We start from the raw sequence: 21016 nt of genomic DNA, 5'->3' as shown, positions 1-21016 counted from the left end.
TTCTACACAAGGAAAAAACCAATGAAACAGGAAGCGCTGAAATACCATGAATCGGGTCGCAGGGGAAAGATAGAGGTAATAGCCACCAAACCCTGCAAAACTCAGAAAGACCTCTCTCTGGCATACACTCCGGGAGTGGCCGAACCATGCCGGGAGATCCAGAAAAATCCCGATGATGCCTATCGTTACACGATAAAAGGGAACCTGGTCGCAGTGATCTCCAACGGCACCGCTGTCCTGGGTCTGGGTGACATCGGCCCCCTGGCCGGTAAGCCGGTCATGGAGGGTAAAGGGATACTGTTTAAAAGGTTTGCAGATATAGATGTGTTCGATCTGGAAATAAACTCTAAAGATCCGCAGGAAATAGTCAGGATAATAGAGTGTCTGGAACCGACTTTCGGTGGAATAAACCTCGAGGATATCAAGGCTCCGGAATGCTTTTACATCGAAGAGGAGCTGAAAAAGCGGATGTCTATTCCGGTTTTCCATGATGATCAGCACGGAACAGCTATTATCTCCGGAGCTGCACTTCTAAATGCCGCCGAGCTGCAGGGAAAAAAGCTTTCAGAAATGAAAGTGGTCTTTTCCGGAGCCGGAGCAGCCGCAATCTCCTGCGCAAATCTCTATGCAGCTCTGGGTGTAAACCGCAAAAACATTCTCCTGGTTGACAGCAAGGGAGTTGTTTACAAGGGAAGAAAAGAGGGGATGAACGGGTTTAAGGAGGCATTTGCAGTTGAAACCTCAAAAAGAACCCTCTCAGAGGCAATGGAAGGAGCAGATCTGTTTGCAGGTTTAAGCACAGGTGGACTTCTTAAACCGGAGATGGTCAAAAGTATGGCTGATCGTCCGATAATCTTCGCCATGGCCAACCCCGATCCGGAGATAGGCTACAATGAGGCCAAAAGTGTCAGGGATGACCTGATTATGGCTACCGGGCGTTCCGATTATCCAAATCAGGTGAACAATGTCCTTGGTTTTCCATTCATCTTCAGAGGCGCTCTCGATGTGCGGGCATCGACAATAAACGAAGAGATGAAAATTGCGGCCACGCACGCACTCGCATCACTTGCAAAGCAGGGCAATATTCCCCGGATAGTTCTGGATGCCTACGGGCTGGAGTCACTCTCCTTCGGGCCTGAGTATATTATTCCAAAGCCGATGGACCCGAGAGTTCTTGTCGAGGAGAGTCTTGCAGTTGCCAAAGCAGCAATAGAAACAGGCGTGGCACGAATTCAAATTGACCTGACGGAATATCGCGGGAGGCTGGAGAGACTTTCAGAAACCATAAACAGCCACTGAAACAGGTTTTTATGTCAAAGGTGATTCAATACAGTACCATCGTGGCGGAAGTGAAAAAACTCTGCCTTCAGGCGGCATTCTTTCTCCCCTGTGACACTCTGACCGCACTTGAGCAGTCCTTATCCAGAGAGGAATCCACTGCCGGAAAATCATTTCTTGAACAGTGTCTGAAAAATGCAGCACTGGCAAGGTCGGAATCATTACCGCTTTGTCAGGACACCGGCTCTGCAATTTTCTTTGTCAGCCTGGGATCAGGGGTTTCAATCGAGGGAGGAATTCTCCCGGATGCGATAAATGAGGGCGTAAGAGCAGGCTACAGGGAGGGATGCCTCAGGAAATCAATAGTCAAGGACCCTCTTTTTGAGCGGGTCAACACAGGTGACAACACACCTGCTCTGATTCACCTTGACGTAGTCAATGGAGACTCCCTCACCGTCACTCTCCTTCCCAAAGGCGGCGGTTCAGAAAACATGAGCGCGCTGGCGATGCTGAAGCCTTCTGACGGCAGAGAAGGTGTTATTGATTTCACTGTCTCCACAATCATCAAAGCCGGGGGGAATCCCTGTCCTCCGGTCGTTGCAGGAGTGGGACTGGGCGGAACTGCGGATAAAGCTGCTTTCTTAGCCAAGAAAGCACTTCTAAGGCCCATTGGATCGCCAAACCCCGACTCCCGCTATGCAGAGATGGAACAGGAGATTTTGACAAAAATAAACAATTCCGGTATCGGCCCCCAGGGTCTTGGAGGCAGGATAACCGCACTGGCCGTGCATATCGAGACCTTCCCCTGCCACCTGGCATCGATGCCTGTAGCTGTCAACCTTAACTGTCACTCAGCACGTAAAGCAACATTTGTTCTATAGGATTTCTCATGAAAAAAATCACCACCCCGCTTACCGATGAGAATGTCCGCTCCCTGAGAGCCGGCGAGGAGGTGCTTCTGAGCGGAACAATATACACTGCCAGGGATGCAGCACATAAGCGGCTTATCTCCCTTCTGGATAGAAAAGAGAGTCTCCCCCTTGACCTGTCCGGGCAGATCCTCTATTATACCGGTCCCACTCCATCCAGACCAGGCAGGGTGATTGGAAGTGCCGGTCCGACAACCAGTTCCCGGATGGACAAATACACCCCTCAGCTTCTCTCCTCAACCGGGCTTAAAGGGATGATCGGCAAGGGAAGCAGAAGTGATGATGTCATAAGGTCGATGGGGGAAAACTGCTGTGTTTATTTCGCGGCAGCAGGAGGTGCAGGGGCTCTGCTTGCAGAACACATAGAAGCAGCGGAAACTGTGGCCTACAGCGATCTTGGTCCGGAAGCTATTTACAAACTGGGAATCAGGGATTTTCCTCTCATAGTTGCGATCGACTGCTTCGGGAACAACCTTTACCTGGAAGGGCCCCGCAGGTTCAGAAACAGCGGGTAAAAGCCGCTACTGCAGACACTCCCTGACAGCTTTCACCACATCCGCCACATCATCATCTGTCAAAGCAGCCGACAGCGGAATCGAAAGTGTGGTATCCCCCACCAGTTCAGAAACAGGAAAATCACCCCGTTTATAATTGTATGTCTGGCTGTAATACGGGTGCAGATGAAGTGCAGTGTAATGCACACCGGTACCGACATTTTTTTCGTAAAGCGCCTGTATCAACTGATCTCTGTCAAGCGGAGATTCCTTTTTCACCCTGAGGGTGTAAAGATGGCGTGCATGTCTTTTCTCCGCCTCATCTATTACCGGAAGTTCGACCGGAAGTTCCCTGAGTTCCTCATCATAGATTTTCCAGATCTCCCTTCGCCTGACCAGATTACTCTCCAGTTTCCTGAGCTGATGCAGTCCGATCGAAGCCTGCAGATCGGTCATGTTGTATTTGAAACCAGGCATTATCACCTGGTAATGTTTGTATCCTTTGTCTGAAAAACGCGACCAGGCGTCTTTGGACATCCCGTGCAGGGCGTAGACTTTAATTTTATCGAGCAACTCCTGGTTTTCCGATGTCACCATGCCGCCTTCGACAGTGGTCATGTTTTTGGTGATGTAAAAACTGAAGCAGGTGATATCCCCAAGATGCCCCATCTTTTTGTTTTTGTAAACAGCCTCGATTGCATGCGCAGCATCATCGATAATGATAAGACCATGCTCATCGGCAATTTTCCGTATCGAATCCATGTCAGCCAGATTACCGTATAGATGAACAGGAATGACAGCTTTTGTTCTTGGAGTGATAAGCCTTCTTATTTCATCAGGTGATATGGTCATTTCAGGAATACTGATATCCGCGAAAACAGGACGAGCCCCGGCATGGATCACAGCGTTGGCTGTGGCACAGAAAGTGATATCAGGAACTATCACCTCATCACCGGGTCCGATTCCGGCAGCAAGCATCGAGAGATGAAGGGCAGCAGTGCAGGAGTTGACCGCCACACAACTGCTCATCCCGATGTATTCGGCGAATTCCTTCTCCAGCCGATGGGTCTTGGGGCCTGTCCCAAGCCACCCCGAGCGCATTGTGTCAACTACCTCGTCTATCTCCTCCTGACCAATGCAGGGACTCCCGAAAACCAGAAATTTATTACGCATGCGGCCTTCCCGGGAAAAAAACTGATTCCTTTTTTCCCGATTTACATTTTCCAATCTGTCTTCTCAGGACAGCAATTTACGGGCAGTCTCAATCTGACGGCATACACTTTCCCTGCCCGTTCCTCCTGCCACAAGACGTCTGCTGATAGATCCCTCAAAGGAGAATACCTCTGTCACGTCATCTTCAAAGAGATCGGAGAAAGTCCTGAGTTTTTCCAGAGACAGCGTAGTCAGCGGAGACCCGCTCTCTACACAGAAAGCGACTATTCTGCCCACAACCTTGTGAGCCTGTCTGAAAGGCATTCCTTTGCGTGCAAGATAATCGGCAAGTTCGGTTGCCAGCAGAAAAGGATCGAGGTCACCTTTCATCCTTTCTCTCCTTATAGAGAGAGTTGCGATCACCTGAGACATTACATTCAATACAAGAAGGATCTGATTTACACTGTCAAAAAGCGGTTCTTTATCCTCCTGAAGATCCTTATAATATGTCAATCCTACCCCCTTGAGAGTAGTTGCGAATCTCGTGTAATTTCCTATAAACCTCCCGCTTTTCCCTCTTATCAGTTCGAGAGAATCGGGGTTTTTCTTCTGAGGCATCATGCTTGACCCGGTCGACCAGGCATCATCGAGTTCCACAAATCCGAACTCCCTCGATGACCAGATAATCAGATCTTCGGCATAACGGCTGAGATGAATGGAAAGGGAGGCAATTGACGAAAGGGTTTCAAGGAGAAAGTCTCTCGATGACACCGCGTCAATACTGTTCTGAGATGCAGTCGAGAAATCCAGGTCCTCAGCCAGTTTTTCCCTGTCTACATTAAACCCGCTTCCGGCCAGCGCACCGGAACCAAGGGGCATAATATCGGTTGAGAGTCTGGCATGATGGAGACGGCTTTTTTCACGCTCCAGAAGGAAAAAAAGGGAAAGCCAGTAATGGGCCAGAAGTATGGGCTGTGCCTGTTGAAGATGTGTGAACCCGGGCATAATTATATCGGCATCTTTTTCCGCACGTCCAAGCAATGATTTCTGCAGATCAGAAACAGCCTCGATTATCTGCTCTATCGCTTTTTTCGTGTAAAGTCTGGTATCAGTAGCAACCTGGTCATTACGGGAGCGTCCGGTATGAAGCCTGGCTCCCAGGTCTCCTATACGTTCGATAAGGACTCTCTCCACAGCCATGTGAATATCTTCATCCTGCGGCAGAAATTCGATCTTTCCGTTGCGGTAATCCTCAAGAATACTCTCCAGTGCAGTCCTTACCTGCTCAAGCTCTTTTAAACTGAAAATTCCTGTGCCGGCCAGTGCTTTAGCCCAGGCGATACTCCCTGTTATGTCTTCCTCTATAAGTGCACGGTCAAAAGGAAGAGAGTTATGGAATTGTTCCATCAGTTTGTCAGATGCCTTGCTGAACCGTCCATCCCACATTTTCATAGTGAAATTCCCTTCAGTTTCATCTGCAGGCAGCATTTTCCATCCCACTCATTTTCATCGAGAGAAAACGCAAGTGAGATGGTTTCTGCCCCGCGTAAATCGTTAATCCTGTCACCGAAATTGAAACCTATAGCATCCATCACTACTCCCCCGCCGTTCACAGCCAGCTTGAGATGATTACTGCCGACTATTCTGGGAGGGTATTTGTGTTTCAAGTCACGGCAGAAAAGAACCGGCCGCATGTTACCGGGGCCAAAGGGCTCCATCTGCTTTACGATGCGATAAAATTTCTGAGAAATCTGAGGGAGATTGACCTCAGCATCGGCTACTACCGAGGGTACCAGGTCCTGAGGACTGATAAGCGAGCCTACCACCTGGTTGAATCTTTCTCTGAATGCATCGATGTTTTGACTTTTAATACTGAGTCCCGCTGCCGCAGAGTGTCCTCCGAATCCATCCAGAAGATCCGAGCAGGCATTCAGTGCATTCAACAAATGAAGTCCGGGAATGCTCCTTCCCGACCCCTTGGCACTACCGTCAGGACCAATGGACAGAAGCACAGCAGGGCGATAGAATTTTTCCACCATCTTCGATGCCACTATACCTATTACTCCGGCGTGCCAGGACTCGCTCCCAATGACAAGCGCGAAGTCTTTCTCCGGGTCGCAATTGTTCATAACCCAGTCGGCTGCTTCCTCAGCTACACTGGTGTCAAGCGCCCGCCTCTGCAGATTAGCCCCACGGAGTTCAGCAGCAAAATGAGATGCGTGATCAGGGTTATCAGTAAGCAGCAACTCAGCCCCGATTGTCGGATCTCCGAGCCGCCCCGCAGCATTAATACTCGGAGCCAGACCAAATACAACCTGAGAGGTGGAGATTTTCTTCCCGGCAAGTCCCTGTTGTGCGATAAGAGCCTTAAGTCCTTCATTCCTCGTTTCCTGCATCATCCTGAAACCCAGACTGGCAATCACCCGGTTTTCCCCTGTAAGAGGTACAATATCGGCTGCAGTCCCCAGTGCTGCCAGATCCAGATATGGTCCCCACAGTTCCTCTCCTCTTCCGGTAGCAGCAGCCAGGCCCTGACAGAGCTTAAGAGCTACCCCCACGCCTGCAAGCACAGGATCGGGATACCCGCAGCCCTCTATTTTAGGATTGAGAATGGCAAAAGCAGGAGGAGTGCTTTTTCCGGGTTCATGGTGATCGGTGATAATCATGTCAATGCCATGCTTTTTTGCGGCCTCGACCTCCTTTGCCGCTGTAATGCCACAATCAACAGAGATGATAAGCTTTGTTCCGGAAGCGGCAATGCGCTCTATTCCTGATCTGGAAACTCCGTAACCATCAGTCAATCTGTTCGGAAGAAAATAGAAACAGTCGGCCCCAAGGGTACGCAGTACTCTTATAAGAATCGCAGTCGCCGTGATCCCATCGACATCGTAGTCACCATAGACAGCGATTTTCTCTTTCTGTTCAATACCCCGCAGTATTCTCTTTACAGAGACATCCATCTGCCTGAAAAGGAATGGGTCATGAAAATGGGTCATGTCCGGGCGGAAGAAAGCCTTGCAGGCTTCGAAAGTTTCAAGTTTTCTACCCGCCAGAATTGCAGCAATGGCATCAGAGACGTTCAGTTCTGTTTTCAGCCGGTTGACAATTTCTGAATCGACCGTTTTGACTGTAACCCGTTCTCTTGGCGTTGCCAGCCAGGTCATGAAACCTTTGCTCCTGACACAGCTTCTTTTTCCGGTTGCAGAATCACAAGCGACCCATCCGTATTTCTGGCCGCAAGAAGCATCCCTTCGGACTTCAGACCGAAAAGGGACGCCGGTTTCAGATTGGCAACAACCACTACCTGCCGTCCTGTAAGCTGCTCAGGAGAATAATGCTGTGCCAGACCAGCTACGATCTGCCGCTTTTCGTTGCCTATTTCCACCTGAAGTTTCAGAAGTTTATTCGATTTTTCCACTTTCTCGGCACTCTTGACTACAGCAATTCTCAGGTCAAGGCTTTTAAACTGATCTATGTCGATAAGTCCCTGCTCATTCTGTTCCTTTTTGACTACTGCAGTAAAAAGCGGTGCGATGTCTTCTGTCTCCAGAGGTTTCACGAGCTTTTCGGTTGCATCGAGTGGTTTATTTTTGATAGAAAACCGGTAATCTTTCCAACTGAAAACCTCCCCAAGCTGTCTCTCCACTCTTGCTGACATTTCAGGAGTAATCGGCTTGAGGAAAACCGCTATGGCTTTGATCAGATTGACACATGTCACCATCACCTCTGCGGCTTTTTCTTTGGAGGTCTTTATAAGCTCCCATGGCTTGCTGTCCTGGTAATACTTGTTTCCAAGACTTCCCAGTGCGTGAACCTTCTCCACAACCGATTTGAACTCACAACGATCGTAGTATCCACTGATCTCGTTTGCAGCCTCATCCACTATCGTTGCCACAGCTTCATCCCAGTGCACATCAGGGACTCTCTTTTCGAAATACCTGTCGCAGAAAACGAATGTCCTGTGGTGAAGGTTTCCGATATTGTTAGCGAGAGTTGTGTTGACTTTATTTATCAGTTCATCACCATTGAGATCTATATCGGCAGTATTTGGCATGAGTTTGGAGCCGAAATAGAATCTAAGGTATTCAGGGGCCTGAGGATGTTTTACCTTGTCAAGGAACTCCCTGGCAAGAATAAAAGTCCCTCTTGATTTGGACATTTTCTCACCGTTTATATTGAGAAAGCCATGGACCATTATTCTGGATGGAAGATTGAAGCCGGAGTTTGTAAGCATGACAGGCCAGAACAGCGCATGAAAATAGACTATATCTTTACCTATGAAATGAACTATTTCCGTTCCGCTCCCATGCCCCCAGTAGTCCTCAAGCCTCTGTCCTGTATCTTTGCACCACTTTTCGGTAGATGAGATATAACCCACAGGAGCATCGAGCCACACGTAGAAATATTTGTCTTCTGTGCCCGGGATTTTAAACCCGAAATAAGGCCCGTCACGGGAAATGCACCATTCTCTCAAATCATTTATCCACGATTTGACAAAATTGCGCATATCCTCCTGCAGCACATCTTTGCTGATAAAATCTCTCAGAAAGCTCTCGCATTTGGAAAGCTGTACATAGAAGTGACTCGATTTTTTCAGTACCGGTACTTCTCCGCAGATAAAACAGCGTGGTTCACACAGTTCTGTGGGTTCGTATGTAGCCCCGCAGGCTTCACAGACATCACCGTATTGATTTGGTGATTTACATTTTGGGCAAATCCCCATAATAAAGCGATCCGGAAGGAAACGCTTGTCTTTTTTGCAGTAATACTGATCGAGTTCCCGTTCAACGATCAGCCCGTTTTTCCGGAGATTATCGTAAATCAATTCAGCATAGTGTCTGTTTTCTTCGGAATTGGTTGTATAGAATATATCAAAAGAGATGTTAAAACCGGTGTAGTCCCTCAGATGACCTTTTCTGGCCTCATCGACAAGCTGCTCAGGGGTGATTCCTCTTTTTATGGCGGAGAGTTCAATCGGGGTACCATGGGTATCATCCGCACAGATATAAACTGCCTGGTTGCCCAGGAGCTTTTGATATCGCACAAAAACATCTGTCTGAACAGCTTCAAGCAGATGTCCCAGATGAATATCATTGTTTGCATAAGGTAATGCACTTGTAACCAGAAACCGCTTTTCTCCTGAATTGTCTTCAGGTGACATTTTCCACTGTTCCTTTCTTCAGTTCTTCGGGAGTCAACCATTCCTGCCCCCCGTCTTCATAATGTAACAACCCTTTATTCTGGAATATGTTGATGTAATTTAGAATACCTCTCTTACCGTTCAGAGTGATGCGGCTGCCCAGAGGTGGAAATTTCCTGAAAATCTCAAGATAAGCCTCATCCTCGTAGCGCAGACAGCAGAGGAGACGCCCGCAGTTTCCGGAGATCTTGGATGGGTTAAGTGCAAGCTGCTGATCTTTGGCCATCTGGGTAGTGATCTGCTCAAACTCAACCAGAAATGCGCTGCAGCACTGTTTCCTTCCGCAGATTCCATAGCCGCTGATCCTCTTTGATTCATCCCTGACACCTATCTGACGAAGTTCGATTCTTGTACGGTAAATAGATGCCAGATCCTTGACAAGCTCCCTGAAATCGACACGCTGCGCAGCAGTGAAATAGAAGGTGATCTTGCTTCCGTCGAATTGAATCTCTACATCGACAAGCTTCATATCCAGCTTGTATTCTTTGATCTTTTCCTTACAGGTCTTGAATGCGCTTTTTTCTTTTTCCTTATTCTTCTCCATTATTTCGAGATCATGTTCAACGGCTTTTCTAATAATACTCCTGGTTTCGCCCTTACCCCGCTTCAGCCTGACAAGAGAGCCTACTAATGATGCTTTCCCGAGATCCTGACCCCGCTCAGCTTCAACTATGACATACTCTCCCTCAGCAATTTCAAGGTCATTACGGTCGCGGTAGATAGCACGGCGTTCCCCCTTGAATACAACCTCGACCAGCTTACTGTTTTTTGCCATTCAATATCTCCATTACAGAAATTGCGAAATTTACAAGTACAAGTGAAACACTGACCCTGACACGTATCTGCCCTAAAGCTTTCTCGCATTCCAGAACCAGCTTCTCCATCCCTTCCGGAGTATCAGCGTTCTTCAGATCCAGGGCTGGAATTCCCCGGCTCATAATATAGTTTTCAGTACCATTGAGCTTCCGGAAAAAAGAGCTTCTGATATGATTCATCAATTGAAGGAACATGCCTTCACAGTTCCCGAAATTGTCAGCCTGATCGATCCTGTCAATCATCCGGGCTACCGAATTCCAATCCTGCGCACAGCAGTATTTCCAGAATTCCATCGCCTCAGCAGTTATCTCATCCTGAGGATTCTCCCAGAGATTAATCGCCTCTCCAATCGACCCGGTGTAAATTACTGTCTCAAGCCGTGGATCATCAGAATCAATACCATAACGGGAAATCAGTTCAGATCTTATAATCTCCGGCGGCAGAAAAGAAAATCTCACAATCTGACAGCGCGATATGATAGTTGGTAAAACAGCATGAATCCGCTCGGTCATTAAAATCAATGTTGAACCAGCTGGCGGTTCCTCAAGGGTCTTGAGCATGGCATTGGCAGATTCCTTTTTCATCAGATCGACCCCGTCTATGATCACTGCATTCCTGTCACCCTCCAAAGGTCCTCGCATTACAGCATGATTAATCTCCTTTAGCCATTCCAGAGATATCGAGGGAATTCCTGAGGAATCGCGCGGAGCATACGGATTGTCAACCCTGTCTTTGACACTCTTTGAAATATGCTGCCATCCGGCATCACTGAGCTTTCCGTCCGAGCGATGCTCTTTCTGCAAAACAACAGGCATCAGCGCGTGAAAATCGGGATGAGCATAGTTGCGTATCTTGCGACAGGATTCACACTCCCAGCAAGGGCGGTTTTCACTGGAGGTGCATAAAAGCGACATCACAAGATCAATACCGGCAGCGAATTTTCCGGTCCCTCTTTCACCGCAGAAAAGAAAAGCATGCCCCAGAGTACCCTTCTGAAAAGCGGAGTCCAGAAATTCCTTCACCCTCTCCTGCCCGGCAAGGTTTCTCCAAATTATAGATGACATTTATTTTCCTGCTCCTTCAAGCCATTCCATCGGATTGAGTGAACTGGTGGATTTTCGTATCTCGAAATGAAGTTTCTCTCCGCCTAAAGATCCAGAATCTCCAACATGACCCAGAACCGTTCCCAGACTTACTTCCTGATCGAGATCAACATTTATCTTATCGAGGTGGGCATAAATAGTAATATACCCGTCGGAATGATCCACTATAACAAGCCTCCCAAGCCCCCTCATCCATCCTACATGGATCACGGTCCCTGAAGCCACACAACTGACCGGAGACCCCATCTTTGCCCCTATGTCAAGGCCGTTATTCATTGTAACTGTCTGATACACAGGATGGACCACTTTGCCGTATTTTGCCAGAATCGGCCCCTTTACAGGCCAGGGCAGCTTCCCCTTTTTTTTGTCAAAAGCAAGTACGCTGCTTTTCTGCTGCTGTTTCTTCTTTTGTTCGGCCTTCTTCCTCTTCTGCTCAAGCTGCCTGATTATCGTATTGAGCTCTCTCTGTGCAGCCTCCAACTCGGCAATCATGGCAGTAAAAACCTTCTTTTTTGACCGGACACTCTCAAGCATGGTCCTGCGTAGCGATTCCTCCTTGAGAAATGCCTGCTGCTCCTCCTGCTTTACTTCCAGAAGCTTTGCCAGCCTCTCCTTTTCCTGCTCCCGTTCTTTTCTGCTGCGGTCAACCTTCTCCCTGGCCTCAGTTATCTCCTTTACAAGTTCCCTGTCATACCTGTTAAGTTCCTCAATATACCTTGTACGATGAATGAAATCCATCGGACTTCTGGAGTTCAATATCAGGAGCAAAGGATGAGGGGAGCCTGACATGTATGCCTGCCGGAGCCGTTTTTTCATGGCAGTCTGGCGTTTTTCAAGGAGTTTTTCCGCAGTGACAAGGGAATCCTGCAGTGCAACGATCACCTGTCCAACCGAATCTATACGCTGCTCCATTACATTCAGATACGTTCGTGATGCGCTGATATTTTTCTCGATCTGTTCCAGCCGCTCCAGGTAATTGCCCTCTTCTTTCTGAAGCACCTTCAGTTTAGCCCTTCCCCGCTCCAGCTCATTTCTGATAGAATCCAAAGCACCCGACCTGCTTCGGATCTCCCTGTCAAAGGCGGATATATCGGCATCTTCCGCATAAGCAACGGATAAAAAACCGATTGCCAGGAAAACAGCAGTCAAGCCAGAAATTTTCGGACAGCACTGAGACTTCCTATCCAACCGAAAAACACCCCTATCGCCAGAATGATCAAAGGCAGACTTTCAGGCCCCCACAAAAGGGTGACTCGCACCAAAGACACTTTAACAAAGAACAGGGCTGCAATACAGATCAATCCTCCGATTAGTCCCTGAAGCATCCCCTCCAGCAGAAACGGCATATTTATAAAAGTTTTGGTAGCTCCAACCAGATGCATGTTCTGCACCAGTTCTTTACGTGCATAAATTGTCAGTTTTATCGTGTTTGAGATCATGAAATGGAGCACAAAAGCCATTATAAGCGCGATCACTGCTGCACTTGTGAAGAAATACCACCTGAACCGCTCTATAAGATCTATCCATTCCCTGGAGTATCTGACACTCTCCACTCCCTCGATCAGCTGGATTTTCTGCTGCAGGTCCTGTGCGGCAATGCTGGATCTGTGCCGCTCAGAGAGATACAGCTCCAATGTTGATGGAAGAGGATTCTGGTCAACAGACTCCAGCATCTCCTGCCCGTGAATCTCTGAGAACCTCTTCCAGGCTGAATCTTTTGTTATCAGAACCACATTCCTTACCTCAGACATCCCGGATATCTGCTCAATAAGCAAATCCATCTCTGGAGAGCCTTCCTTTATTGCATCGGAAATATAAACCGCCATCTCAGGCTGGTCCTTTGTCTTCTTAAGGATATTCTGAATATTCAACAGCCCCAGTGCAACAATGCTCATGAAAAACAGAGAAGCAGCAATGGAAACTATTGACACAAAGGTCATCAGTTTGGCCTGATAAAACCCTCTCACGGCTTCTTTCAAGAAATAAAAAACAGTTACCATTTTTCTTCCGGTAGATAAAAGCCAGGATGATCAGATTTTAAGAGTACAAATCCGACCGAGAAATAACAACCTACTAGAAAATAATTATTGAGCCTGGAATAAGAATCGAAGGATAATTCCGGGGAAAGCAGACCTGGCATTCCTGAAAATGATCACTGAACTCTTACAAATCCATTCTCTGAGATTTTCATGATAACAGCTTCGTTGTTTGTACCGCTGTTTTCATCAAAGGACACTTTACCTGAGAGTCCATTGTACTCCTGTTTCCTGAGCAATATCTCAGTAAGTTTCTGCGGATCATCCCCAACCTCCTTTAACGCCTTCATCGCCAAAGAGGCTGCATCGTAGCCCAGTGCTGCAACACGATCCGGTTCAGAGTTGAATCTGGCCTTGTAAGCATTTCTGAATTCCTGCCATTCACTGCTGCTCTGATTAATATCAAAGCTTGTAGAGATAATGGTATTTCTCACATACTGCCTGCCATCCTGGATAGTCTTCTGGTTGTGCCATCCATTGGACCCCAGCATCTGAGTGCGGATACGGTGAAAAATGGCCTGAGGAGCAAGCATCACCACATCTTCAACATCAGCGGGAATAAACAGACCGCCAACCGACAGTGTAGAATCGATGTATTTGAGGCTGTCGGACCTGGAAATTTTTCCTTTGAAATCCTGTCCTCTGTCAAGGGCGACTTTTTCAAGGTGACGGTAAAGAAGCTTTGAGCGCAGTCTCATGAACTGGGGGCCGAAATCATTGGCACCCTCCTCAAAGTACTCCTCAGCAACCACCTCCATATTTTTTTTCCTGAGTTCATCTTTGAAGCTTTCCACCATCAGCCTGCCGTAAGAAGTCTGCGGTGCCATGATGGCGAATTCTCTGATGTTAAGATTATCCATGGCATACCGCGCCACCTTCCTACCCAGAACACCCATGGTCACATTCATCTGAAAAATATTCCTGCCCAGGCCTGCGATACCGTCATCTGTTGCTGATGGCGAGATCATCACTACCGGTTTACCGACCGACATTGCCGCGCAGACAGTCGCCGTATGGCTCAGAACCGGCCCGACAATCACAGGAACCCTGTGATCCTCCAGAAACTCTCTGGTGCGGCGGGCAGTCTCCACCATATTACCCTTTGTGTCAAGTACGATATCCTTTACACTCATCCCATTTTGTCTGTTAAGAAGCTCGATGGCAAGCTGGGCACCCTGAACCACTCTCTTACCCACTTCTGCCTCATCTCCTGAGACCGGCGCGAGTATTCCAATCTGCAGGGTCTGCCGCTGCCTCTCTCTGGCCTTCAGAGCAAGATCCCTCAGTGCCGGTTCAAATCTTGAACGGGGAAAAGATTTACGGAATTCCTCTGTCTGATTCTGTACTTTCGCGAACTGCCCCATCGAGTAATAACCCGATATTTCATAATACCGGATGATTTCCATCAGCCTGGGATTAAGCGACATCTGAGCGATTTCACTTATCTCTCCTGAAGTCAACTGACGACAGATAATCTCCGTATTGGCAAGAGTCAATGAATCCAGAACGGGTGATACCCCGCCTGCTATAGATGCAGAAAATGCCGCGATCGAACCGGAATACCTTTCCTGTCTGGCAAGTGCCACACCCTCAAGATACCATAAACGGGGAATGAAACGGGACTGAGGAAATTTCTGTCTGAACAGGGAAAAGAGCCTGTGCACCGATTCATAATCACCTTTTCTCACAAGCGCCTCGGAGATAAGCGGCACCAGTTCTTCTGACTCATTACTTTTTCCGTACTTTTTGAGGTGATTTCGAATAACAGTTATGGTTGAATCGTAGTTCCCCGCCCTGTAGTAATCTGTTGCTTTATCCAGAACAGTGGCAGCCCGGGAGTTTTCCGGTACAGCCAGCAGAATAAAGATTGTCAGACTAAGAAACAGTTTTGTCATGATCTACTCCAAAAAAAATCTGCCGAATTCGGTAGTATCTATAGATGCAATGTTATTTCTAAGTTTCTCTGCCTCTGACATTTTTTCAGGTGCAAACTTTTCCATCACAGAATCCTGAACAAACACAGGACTGCCGCAGCGCAATGCCAGTGCAATGGCATCGGATGGACGGCAATCGATGAAGAGTACCGATCTGCCGTTTGCGACCTGAAGCCTGCAAAGTAGCGATTGTTCCTGTACATCGTAAATAACAACCCTTGAAAGCGCACCTCCCATTTGCTCAAGGACAATTTTCACCAGGTCAATTGTAAGAGGCTTTTCAGGAGTAACATTTAGAGATTCAATGGCAATAGCACTTGCCTCAAGTGGCCCGATCGGAACCGGGAGCGTTCTTTTTCCGCTGACTTCCTTTAATATTATAACAGGGGAATTACGGCTGGTATCCATTGCAAATGACGCTATTTCAACCTGAACCAGCATATTTATCTCCTATCCTGCTGAAGCCTTTAAAATGCGTACGTTTTTTTAGAACTCCACCGTGTTTTAGAAAAATACACTTGATTAGTCACTTTTGCCAGCAAAACGCTCAAGTGTATTCAAAACCATTCTGGCGGAAATGGTTTCTGTGTTCCCTGTACAGCTTGTGCAATATCCGGATTTCACTTCGACTGAGTTCACAGCCAGACGTTCCATTCTCAAGGTTTTCTACTGTTTTAATAACCGGGAGCAATTTATGAACAATTATTCTGCCTTTTCGCCGCATTGAATGAAAAATCGGAGTAAACCTCACACTTCCAGGCCTTACAACCTTTTCTCCCTGTGTACCATAGCCAGTCTCCAGTGTCATTTCCGCCAGATGGCTCATTCTTTGAACTGGAGATTTCAACCCCGCAGAGGTCAGTGATCCCAGTGAATAAATTATAACACCTTCACGTCCATCCTTTGTCCTGTACCGTTCCGACAAATTGATAATTTGCGGGTGGGTACCGATGATAAGGTCGATTCCGGAATCCAGAAGTTCCCGTCCTCTCCTTACAATTCTCTCAGGAGGATAGTACTCAAATTCAATTCCCCAGTGATTGCAGGCTATGATAAAATCTGCACCTCTGGAACGAGCAAGTTCGACATGACGGTGAATCACCGCAGAATCATAATCACTCTCTTGCAAAGCATTGAAATTAACCCTGTTTACTCCATGCTGAAAATGACTCTCAAGGGCAATCCCATTTGTGGAATATGTATACGAAAGCACTGCTATTTTGATTCCCCCGCGCTTAAAAATTGGAAAAAGATCCCGCTCGTCAGGTGTCCTGCAGGCACCGGAATAAGCTATTTCCATTTTGTCCAGGAAGTCGCAGGTAGAAATTATGCCTCCGGAGAGGCTGTCGTTAATATGATTATTGGCCAGACTTACAATATCAAATTTTCCAAAACGGCTGTCTCCCAGAAGCGGCAGGGCATAAAACTCCGGGACAGAAAACCTCAGAAGATTCTCAATAACACAATCAGGGTTTACTGCAAATTCCATATTTGCTATTCTCAGATCACCACTGAATACATCAGCCCCGATCTGATCCCAGATTCCCTTTCCACCCTCTCCCGTAAGATCCTTCCTGCACATGAGATCCCCTACAGCCTTTATCACAACAGGTTGGAGATTGCGGAGAGCTGTCCACCCCGGATCAGGGCTCATATCTTTTGTAAAAATCTGCTCCAGCTCTGTCCCCCTGAAAGGTTTTTTAACCGGAGAGAGATACTTGGAGGCATAGTAGAGACGAAAGAACAGAGTTTTTTTCAGGGAAACGGTACTTTCTGTCAGAAACGGCCGTTTATAAGGGGAGTAAACATAGAGAAGCGGCAAAACCAGCGCAATGATTATCAGAATACTGAGCGTGATCATCTTTATTCTGCGTCTATATCCTTGAAATCCTGAATTCTATCTGTTTTAGTACAAAAATATCACTTTGCCAGTTAAGACCGGCCTTTCCGGATCAGAGATCATACTTTAAATATATAACTGGTACGCTGGTCAGCAGTGGCTAAGGAAGAGAGAAAAAAAAAACATTCCGCGGGGCAGGATGTGCGCGGGGAACATGAATTATATTTGAACATTCCATGACAAGATTTACATCCATAATTGAACGATTCCTTAACGGGTTAGTGCGATTCCGCTCGCTTGCAATTGTCATTGTTTTAGTATCCACTCTTTTTTTCGGGTATTTCCTCTCCAAAATTAATGTTGAAAATGATACATTCAAGGCAATCCCGCCAAATCTGAAAGCCCAGATAGATTACACTAACCTGAAAAAGGAGTTTCCGGCTCCTTACAACATTCTTTTTCTCGCCGAATTCAAAGCAGGAACTCTGAGAGAAAAGATCGATTCTCTCAATTCGTGGGCATCGGCATTTGCTGCAATAGAGGGTATTTCAGGAGTCAGCGGCCTCAATTCACTTCAGATTCCGATAAAAGGAGGCTTCTTCGGGGTATCGAGTGATTATCTTGTTAATAAAAACAAAGAATTCGACGAGGATCTGATTCGTCAGAGGATAAGAGAAAACCACGAATTCGCAAAGATATTCATATCAGATGACGAATCGACCTTCGGAATGATCCTGGGGATCAAGTCAGATGGTGATCGTAACGCAATCGTCGGTGAAGTGCTTAAGATTCTTGAACGCATCAACCGCAATCCCTACATAAAAAGCTACATGACAAGCGAAGGAGCTACATCCTTTTTTATAACCAGGGTAATGACAAGAGATTTCAGTATCCTGCTTCCAGTCTGTTTCCTCATAGTATTTCTGCTTCTCTACCGGATTTTCAGAAGACTGCTCTACGTAAGTGTTGCGCTCGCAGTTAATGTAGTAGCTCTTGTCTGGACATTTGGAATCATGGGTATGCTGAATGTGACCTTTACGGTTGTCACATCGGTCATTCCTATTATTCTGTTTCCTATAGGAGTTGCAGGCGCAATCCATATCCTCAAATCGTACACACAGCACAGAAGAGCCTGCGGTTCTACCCTTAAAGCGCTCGGACTTGCCTACAGAGATCAGTTGAAACCCTGTTTTCTGGCCGCTGCCACGACATTTGCCGGATTTGCCTCTTTTGTGTTCTCTGAGATCTCCTGGATTCGCGTATTCGGTATCTTTACCGGTATAGCTGTAATGTTGGCATTCCTATTCAATATTATATTGATTCCTCTTTTTATTTCATTTGAAAAGAGCAAAAAAAACAGTGTTCCTCCGACAAAAGATGAACTGAAGCTTGATAAGTTCTGGGATGTTTTCTCCAGATTCGCACTGGAATCCAAAGGGTGGATGGCACTTATTCCTGTTCTGCTGATTCTGTTCTATTTCGGGTTCAGAATGGTCAGGGTGGAGAGTAACCCCATACTGTTGCTTCCTAAGAACAACATGCTGAGACTCTCAGATGATTTCATAAGCAAACATTTTGGCGGAACACGCTTTTTTTCAGTTGTACTTGAGAATAATGGAAAAAAACTGACCGAAATCGAACAGTGGAAAGAGATTGGTGAGATAACGAACTTTATTGAAAAGCAGGATGGGGTCGGTAATGTCGCATCCGTACTTCCGCTTCTGAGCAGAATAAGCATGATGCTGACAGGAGACAGTATTGCCAGACCTGCAGTAACTCTCCTTACAGCAAAAAGCAATATGTTCGGCAAAAGCTACTCTTCACTTGTCAGCGGTTTCCTCTCAGGAGAGAGGCAGAAAACCCGTCTTAACGTGATCTGCCGCAGCGATGAGCAGACCAAAGCACTGTTGATCGCAGAAAATATCGAGAAATACATCAGGGAAAACCATAAAAACTGGTCGATTCTGGTTTCAGGGCCGGCGATTCTTAATGAATCAATGAGTACTGTCTTGATAGAAACTCAGGTCTCCAGTCTCATTTCTACCGTAATACCTGTTCTCCTCTGTCTTATTCTTTTCTTCAGATCAATGCGTCTGGGTACCTTTGCAATAATTCCAATAATACTTGCAACTGCCACAGTCTATGCCACGATGGGGGTGATTGGGGCAACAATAAATATGGTTACAGTTGTAATCATGAACACCTGTATCGGCATAGGAATAGACTACGCAATCCATTTCGCTTCTGCATTTATTTACCAGTACAAATCAATCGGAGACAGAGCGAAAGCGCTGAGAGCAGCCATAAAGAACAAGGGAACGCCTATACTCTTTAACACCCTGGTTGTCGGAATCGGTTTTCTCGTGCTGATATTCTCAAGCTTCCCCCCTATCCGTGATTTCGGAATACTGGTGTTTCTTTCCATGATAATAAGCGCAGGTTTTTCAATGCTGTTTCTTTCCCTGCTGCTTCTTAATTTCGGCATCGGAAAATCTGTGTCAGTTAGAAAGGAAATGTTATGAAACAGTTAAGAGTGGCTGTGATGGTTCTGGGAATAACCGCAATTCTTACCGCCGCCGGAAAAGATCCGATTCTGGGCACATGGTGTGTAGGTGAAGATGGCCTTGTACTGACATTTTCAGGGAACGATTCTCTCTCTGTCACCTCCAGAGCTGATGCCAGTGTCAGCGGAACCGGAATGTACAAAAGAAACGATACAAACTTCACGGCAACAGTGATAAATGACGACATGGAAATGAAGATGCAATACAGGTACAAATGGCTTGGAAAAGATACCATCTCAGCTCAGGCCCTGCTATTCACCGTAAACGGTGATTCAGTAGATTATCCCAAAGAATGGATGTCGATGGTTAGATGTAAAGGTCCGGAAACCGGTACAAAAAGTAAATAAATAGAATAAATTCTCTGTCCCAATAGTATTTTCTGGCAGGTCCTGAATAAACTATCCGGTTTAAAATTCGATGAAGATCACTTTTGTTTATCCTAAATTTGATAAATTTCTGGAAACCTATCCTGAATTGGCAGAGATGCCGGCTATAGCGGCAACCTGGTCTTACAGAATGCCCCCTGCAATGGGAATCCCGATTCTGATAAATCTGCTTCCCGATGATATAGAGTGGCGTGTAATCGATCAGAATATAGAGCAGGTTGACTATGATGATGATGCGGATCTGATCGCAGTAAGTTTTTTCACTCCCCAGGCAGCTTATGCATACGAGATCGGTGATAACTTTCGTAAAAGGGGCAAAACGGTAGTGATGGGCGGGATGCACCCGTCAATGGCTCCGGATGATACCGCAGAACACTGTGATGCCTTGTGTGTTGGTGAGGCAGACACAATCTGGCTTACCATAATCGAAGATTTCAGGAATGGAACTCTGAAAAAGGTATATAAAGCCGACTGTGTTCCTCAACCGGAAGAGATTGCCTCTCCAAAACCGGGAATATTCGATATCGAGGAGAAATACGACTGGCACGCCTCCCTTATATCAATTACCCGTGGCTGTCCGTTTGGATGTGACTGGTGCAATGTCCCAATTTACCAGGGCGATAAAATCCGCCTGCGTCCAATAGAGAAAGTCGTACAGGAGATAAAGGCACTTTCCGGAAAAGAGTTTTATATAACCGATGACATGGTGATGCTGAACCGTCCCAGAATCACCCGTTACATGATGGATCTCTGTGAGAGGATAAAAGAATTTAAGGTAAACATGTTTTTATCCTGCTCCCCTGCGATGAATACAGATCCTCAGTTTCTGGATACCATCGCGGCAGCCGGTGCTAAAAGCATGTATACAGTGTTTGCGAGTGATCCTTTCAGTGCCCGTTTCTACGCCCGTCATCCCGGAATCTGGCAGCGCACCATCAACCTTGTCAAGCAGCTTGATGACCGGGGAATCCGTTTTTTTGGCTCCTTCGGGGTAGGATTTGACACCTGCATGGAGGATCAGTTCGATCTTATCCTGGAGTTTTGCGAGAAGGCCAATGTGAAAACAGCCGAGTTTTTCATCGCGACCCCCTTCCCCAATACCCCATTCTGGCACCAGATCGAGTCAGAAGACCGTTTTATCGAAAGAGACTGGAAAAAATTCAACTGTGCCAATGTAGTTTTCAAGCCGAAACACACAACCGAGCAGCAGCTCAGGGATGGGTTTGTGAGGCTTTGGAGAGAGTTCTTCAGTAAAGTTGATTTTGAAGAATCACTGAGCAGCTT

General features: G+C 46.8%; 17 protein-coding genes. 6 read left to right on the top strand and 11 right to left on the bottom strand.

Annotated elements, in window-relative coordinates; genetic code table 11:
* Positions 1-21: 21 nt before the first annotated feature.
* Genes GX089_00520 through GX089_00510 form a run of 3 tightly spaced genes read left to right on the top strand, consistent with a single transcriptional unit; the run spans position 22 to position 2722 of the window.
* A complete protein-coding gene (locus GX089_00520) occupies positions 22-1299 on the top strand; it encodes a hypothetical protein (GenBank protein ID NLP00954.1) in 1278 nt (425 codons plus the stop codon).
* An 11-nt stretch (positions 1300-1310) separates the two neighbouring features.
* The gene (locus GX089_00515; GenBank protein ID NLP00953.1) at positions 1311-2159 is read left to right on the top strand and encodes a fumarate hydratase; all 849 of its coding nucleotides are present in this window, start codon (positions 1311-1313) and stop codon (positions 2157-2159) included.
* An 8-nt stretch (positions 2160-2167) separates the two neighbouring features.
* Positions 2168-2722, top strand: a complete 555-nt coding sequence (locus tag GX089_00510) for a Fe-S-containing hydro-lyase (GenBank protein NLP00952.1) — start codon at positions 2168-2170, stop codon at positions 2720-2722.
* A 6-nt stretch (positions 2723-2728) separates the two neighbouring features.
* Here GX089_00510 and GX089_00505 read toward each other — a convergent pair whose 3' ends face one another.
* The 11 genes from GX089_00505 to GX089_00455 all read right to left on the bottom strand — a co-directional run bounded on the left by GX089_00505 (position 2729) and on the right by GX089_00455 (position 16803).
* Entirely contained in the window at positions 2729-3874 is a 1146-nt protein-coding gene (locus GX089_00505; protein NLP00951.1) for a DegT/DnrJ/EryC1/StrS aminotransferase family protein, read from the bottom strand.
* Positions 3875-3937: 63 nt separating this feature from the next.
* The gene (gene argH, locus GX089_00500; protein ID NLP00950.1) at positions 3938-5305 is read right to left on the bottom strand and encodes an argininosuccinate lyase; all 1368 of its coding nucleotides are present in this window, start codon (positions 5303-5305) and stop codon (positions 3938-3940) included.
* Positions 5302-7017 carry a single-stranded-DNA-specific exonuclease RecJ gene (gene recJ / locus GX089_00495; GenBank protein ID NLP00949.1) on the bottom strand — a complete coding sequence of 572 codons (1716 nt, stop codon included), beginning with the start codon at positions 7015-7017 and terminating at the stop codon, positions 5302-5304. The genes argH and recJ overlap by 4 nt, the downstream gene beginning before the upstream one ends.
* Positions 7014-9014, bottom strand: a complete 2001-nt coding sequence (gene metG / locus GX089_00490; GenBank protein NLP00948.1) for a methionine--tRNA ligase — start codon at positions 9012-9014, stop codon at positions 7014-7016. The genes recJ and metG overlap by 4 nt, the downstream gene beginning before the upstream one ends.
* Positions 9004-9828 (bottom strand): hypothetical protein, encoded by an 825-nt coding sequence (locus GX089_00485; GenBank protein ID NLP00947.1) that lies wholly within the window; start codon positions 9826-9828, stop codon positions 9004-9006. Before GX089_00485 ends, metG begins: the two co-directional genes overlap by 11 nt.
* A complete protein-coding gene (locus GX089_00480) occupies positions 9812-10933 on the bottom strand; it encodes a hypothetical protein (protein NLP00946.1) in 1122 nt (373 codons plus the stop codon). Before GX089_00480 ends, GX089_00485 begins: the two co-directional genes overlap by 17 nt.
* Entirely contained in the window at positions 10934-12121 is a 1188-nt protein-coding gene (locus GX089_00475) for a peptidoglycan DD-metalloendopeptidase family protein (protein NLP00945.1), read from the bottom strand.
* Positions 12118-12972 carry an ABC transporter permease gene (locus GX089_00470; protein ID NLP00944.1) on the bottom strand — a complete coding sequence of 285 codons (855 nt, stop codon included), beginning with the start codon at positions 12970-12972 and terminating at the stop codon, positions 12118-12120. The genes GX089_00475 and GX089_00470 overlap by 4 nt, the downstream gene beginning before the upstream one ends.
* A gap of 152 nt (positions 12973-13124) precedes the next feature.
* The gene (locus GX089_00465) at positions 13125-14903 is read right to left on the bottom strand and encodes an ABC transporter substrate-binding protein (GenBank protein ID NLP00943.1); all 1779 of its coding nucleotides are present in this window, start codon (positions 14901-14903) and stop codon (positions 13125-13127) included.
* A 3-nt stretch (positions 14904-14906) separates the two neighbouring features.
* Positions 14907-15383 (bottom strand): bifunctional nuclease family protein, encoded by a 477-nt coding sequence (locus GX089_00460; GenBank protein ID NLP00942.1) that lies wholly within the window; start codon positions 15381-15383, stop codon positions 14907-14909.
* 106 nt (positions 15384-15489) lie between these two features.
* Entirely contained in the window at positions 15490-16803 is a 1314-nt protein-coding gene (locus tag GX089_00455) for a CapA family protein (protein ID NLP00941.1), read from the bottom strand.
* A 215-nt stretch (positions 16804-17018) separates the two neighbouring features.
* Here GX089_00455 and GX089_00450 point away from each other — a divergent pair, with 215 nt between their 5' ends.
* The 3 genes from GX089_00450 to GX089_00440 form a co-directional block, all read left to right on the top strand.
* Positions 17019-19304: an MMPL family transporter gene (locus tag GX089_00450; protein ID NLP00940.1), complete on the top strand. Its 2286-nt coding sequence runs from the start codon at positions 17019-17021 to the stop codon at positions 19302-19304.
* Positions 19301-19693: a hypothetical protein gene (locus GX089_00445; GenBank protein ID NLP00939.1), complete on the top strand. Its 393-nt coding sequence runs from the start codon at positions 19301-19303 to the stop codon at positions 19691-19693. Before GX089_00450 ends, GX089_00445 begins: the two co-directional genes overlap by 4 nt.
* Positions 19694-19763: 70 nt before the next feature.
* The coding region (locus GX089_00440) for a radical SAM protein (protein ID NLP00938.1) at positions 19764-21016 on the top strand (1253 nt) is incomplete at its 3' end.

The sequence above is a fragment of the Fibrobacter sp. genome (genome assembly GCA_012523595.1).
Lineage (GTDB): Bacteria > Fibrobacterota > Chitinivibrionia > Chitinivibrionales > Chitinispirillaceae > JAAYIG01.
The sequence above is the reverse complement of the archived record's forward strand: the minus strand, read 5'-3'. Positions and strand labels throughout refer to the sequence as shown.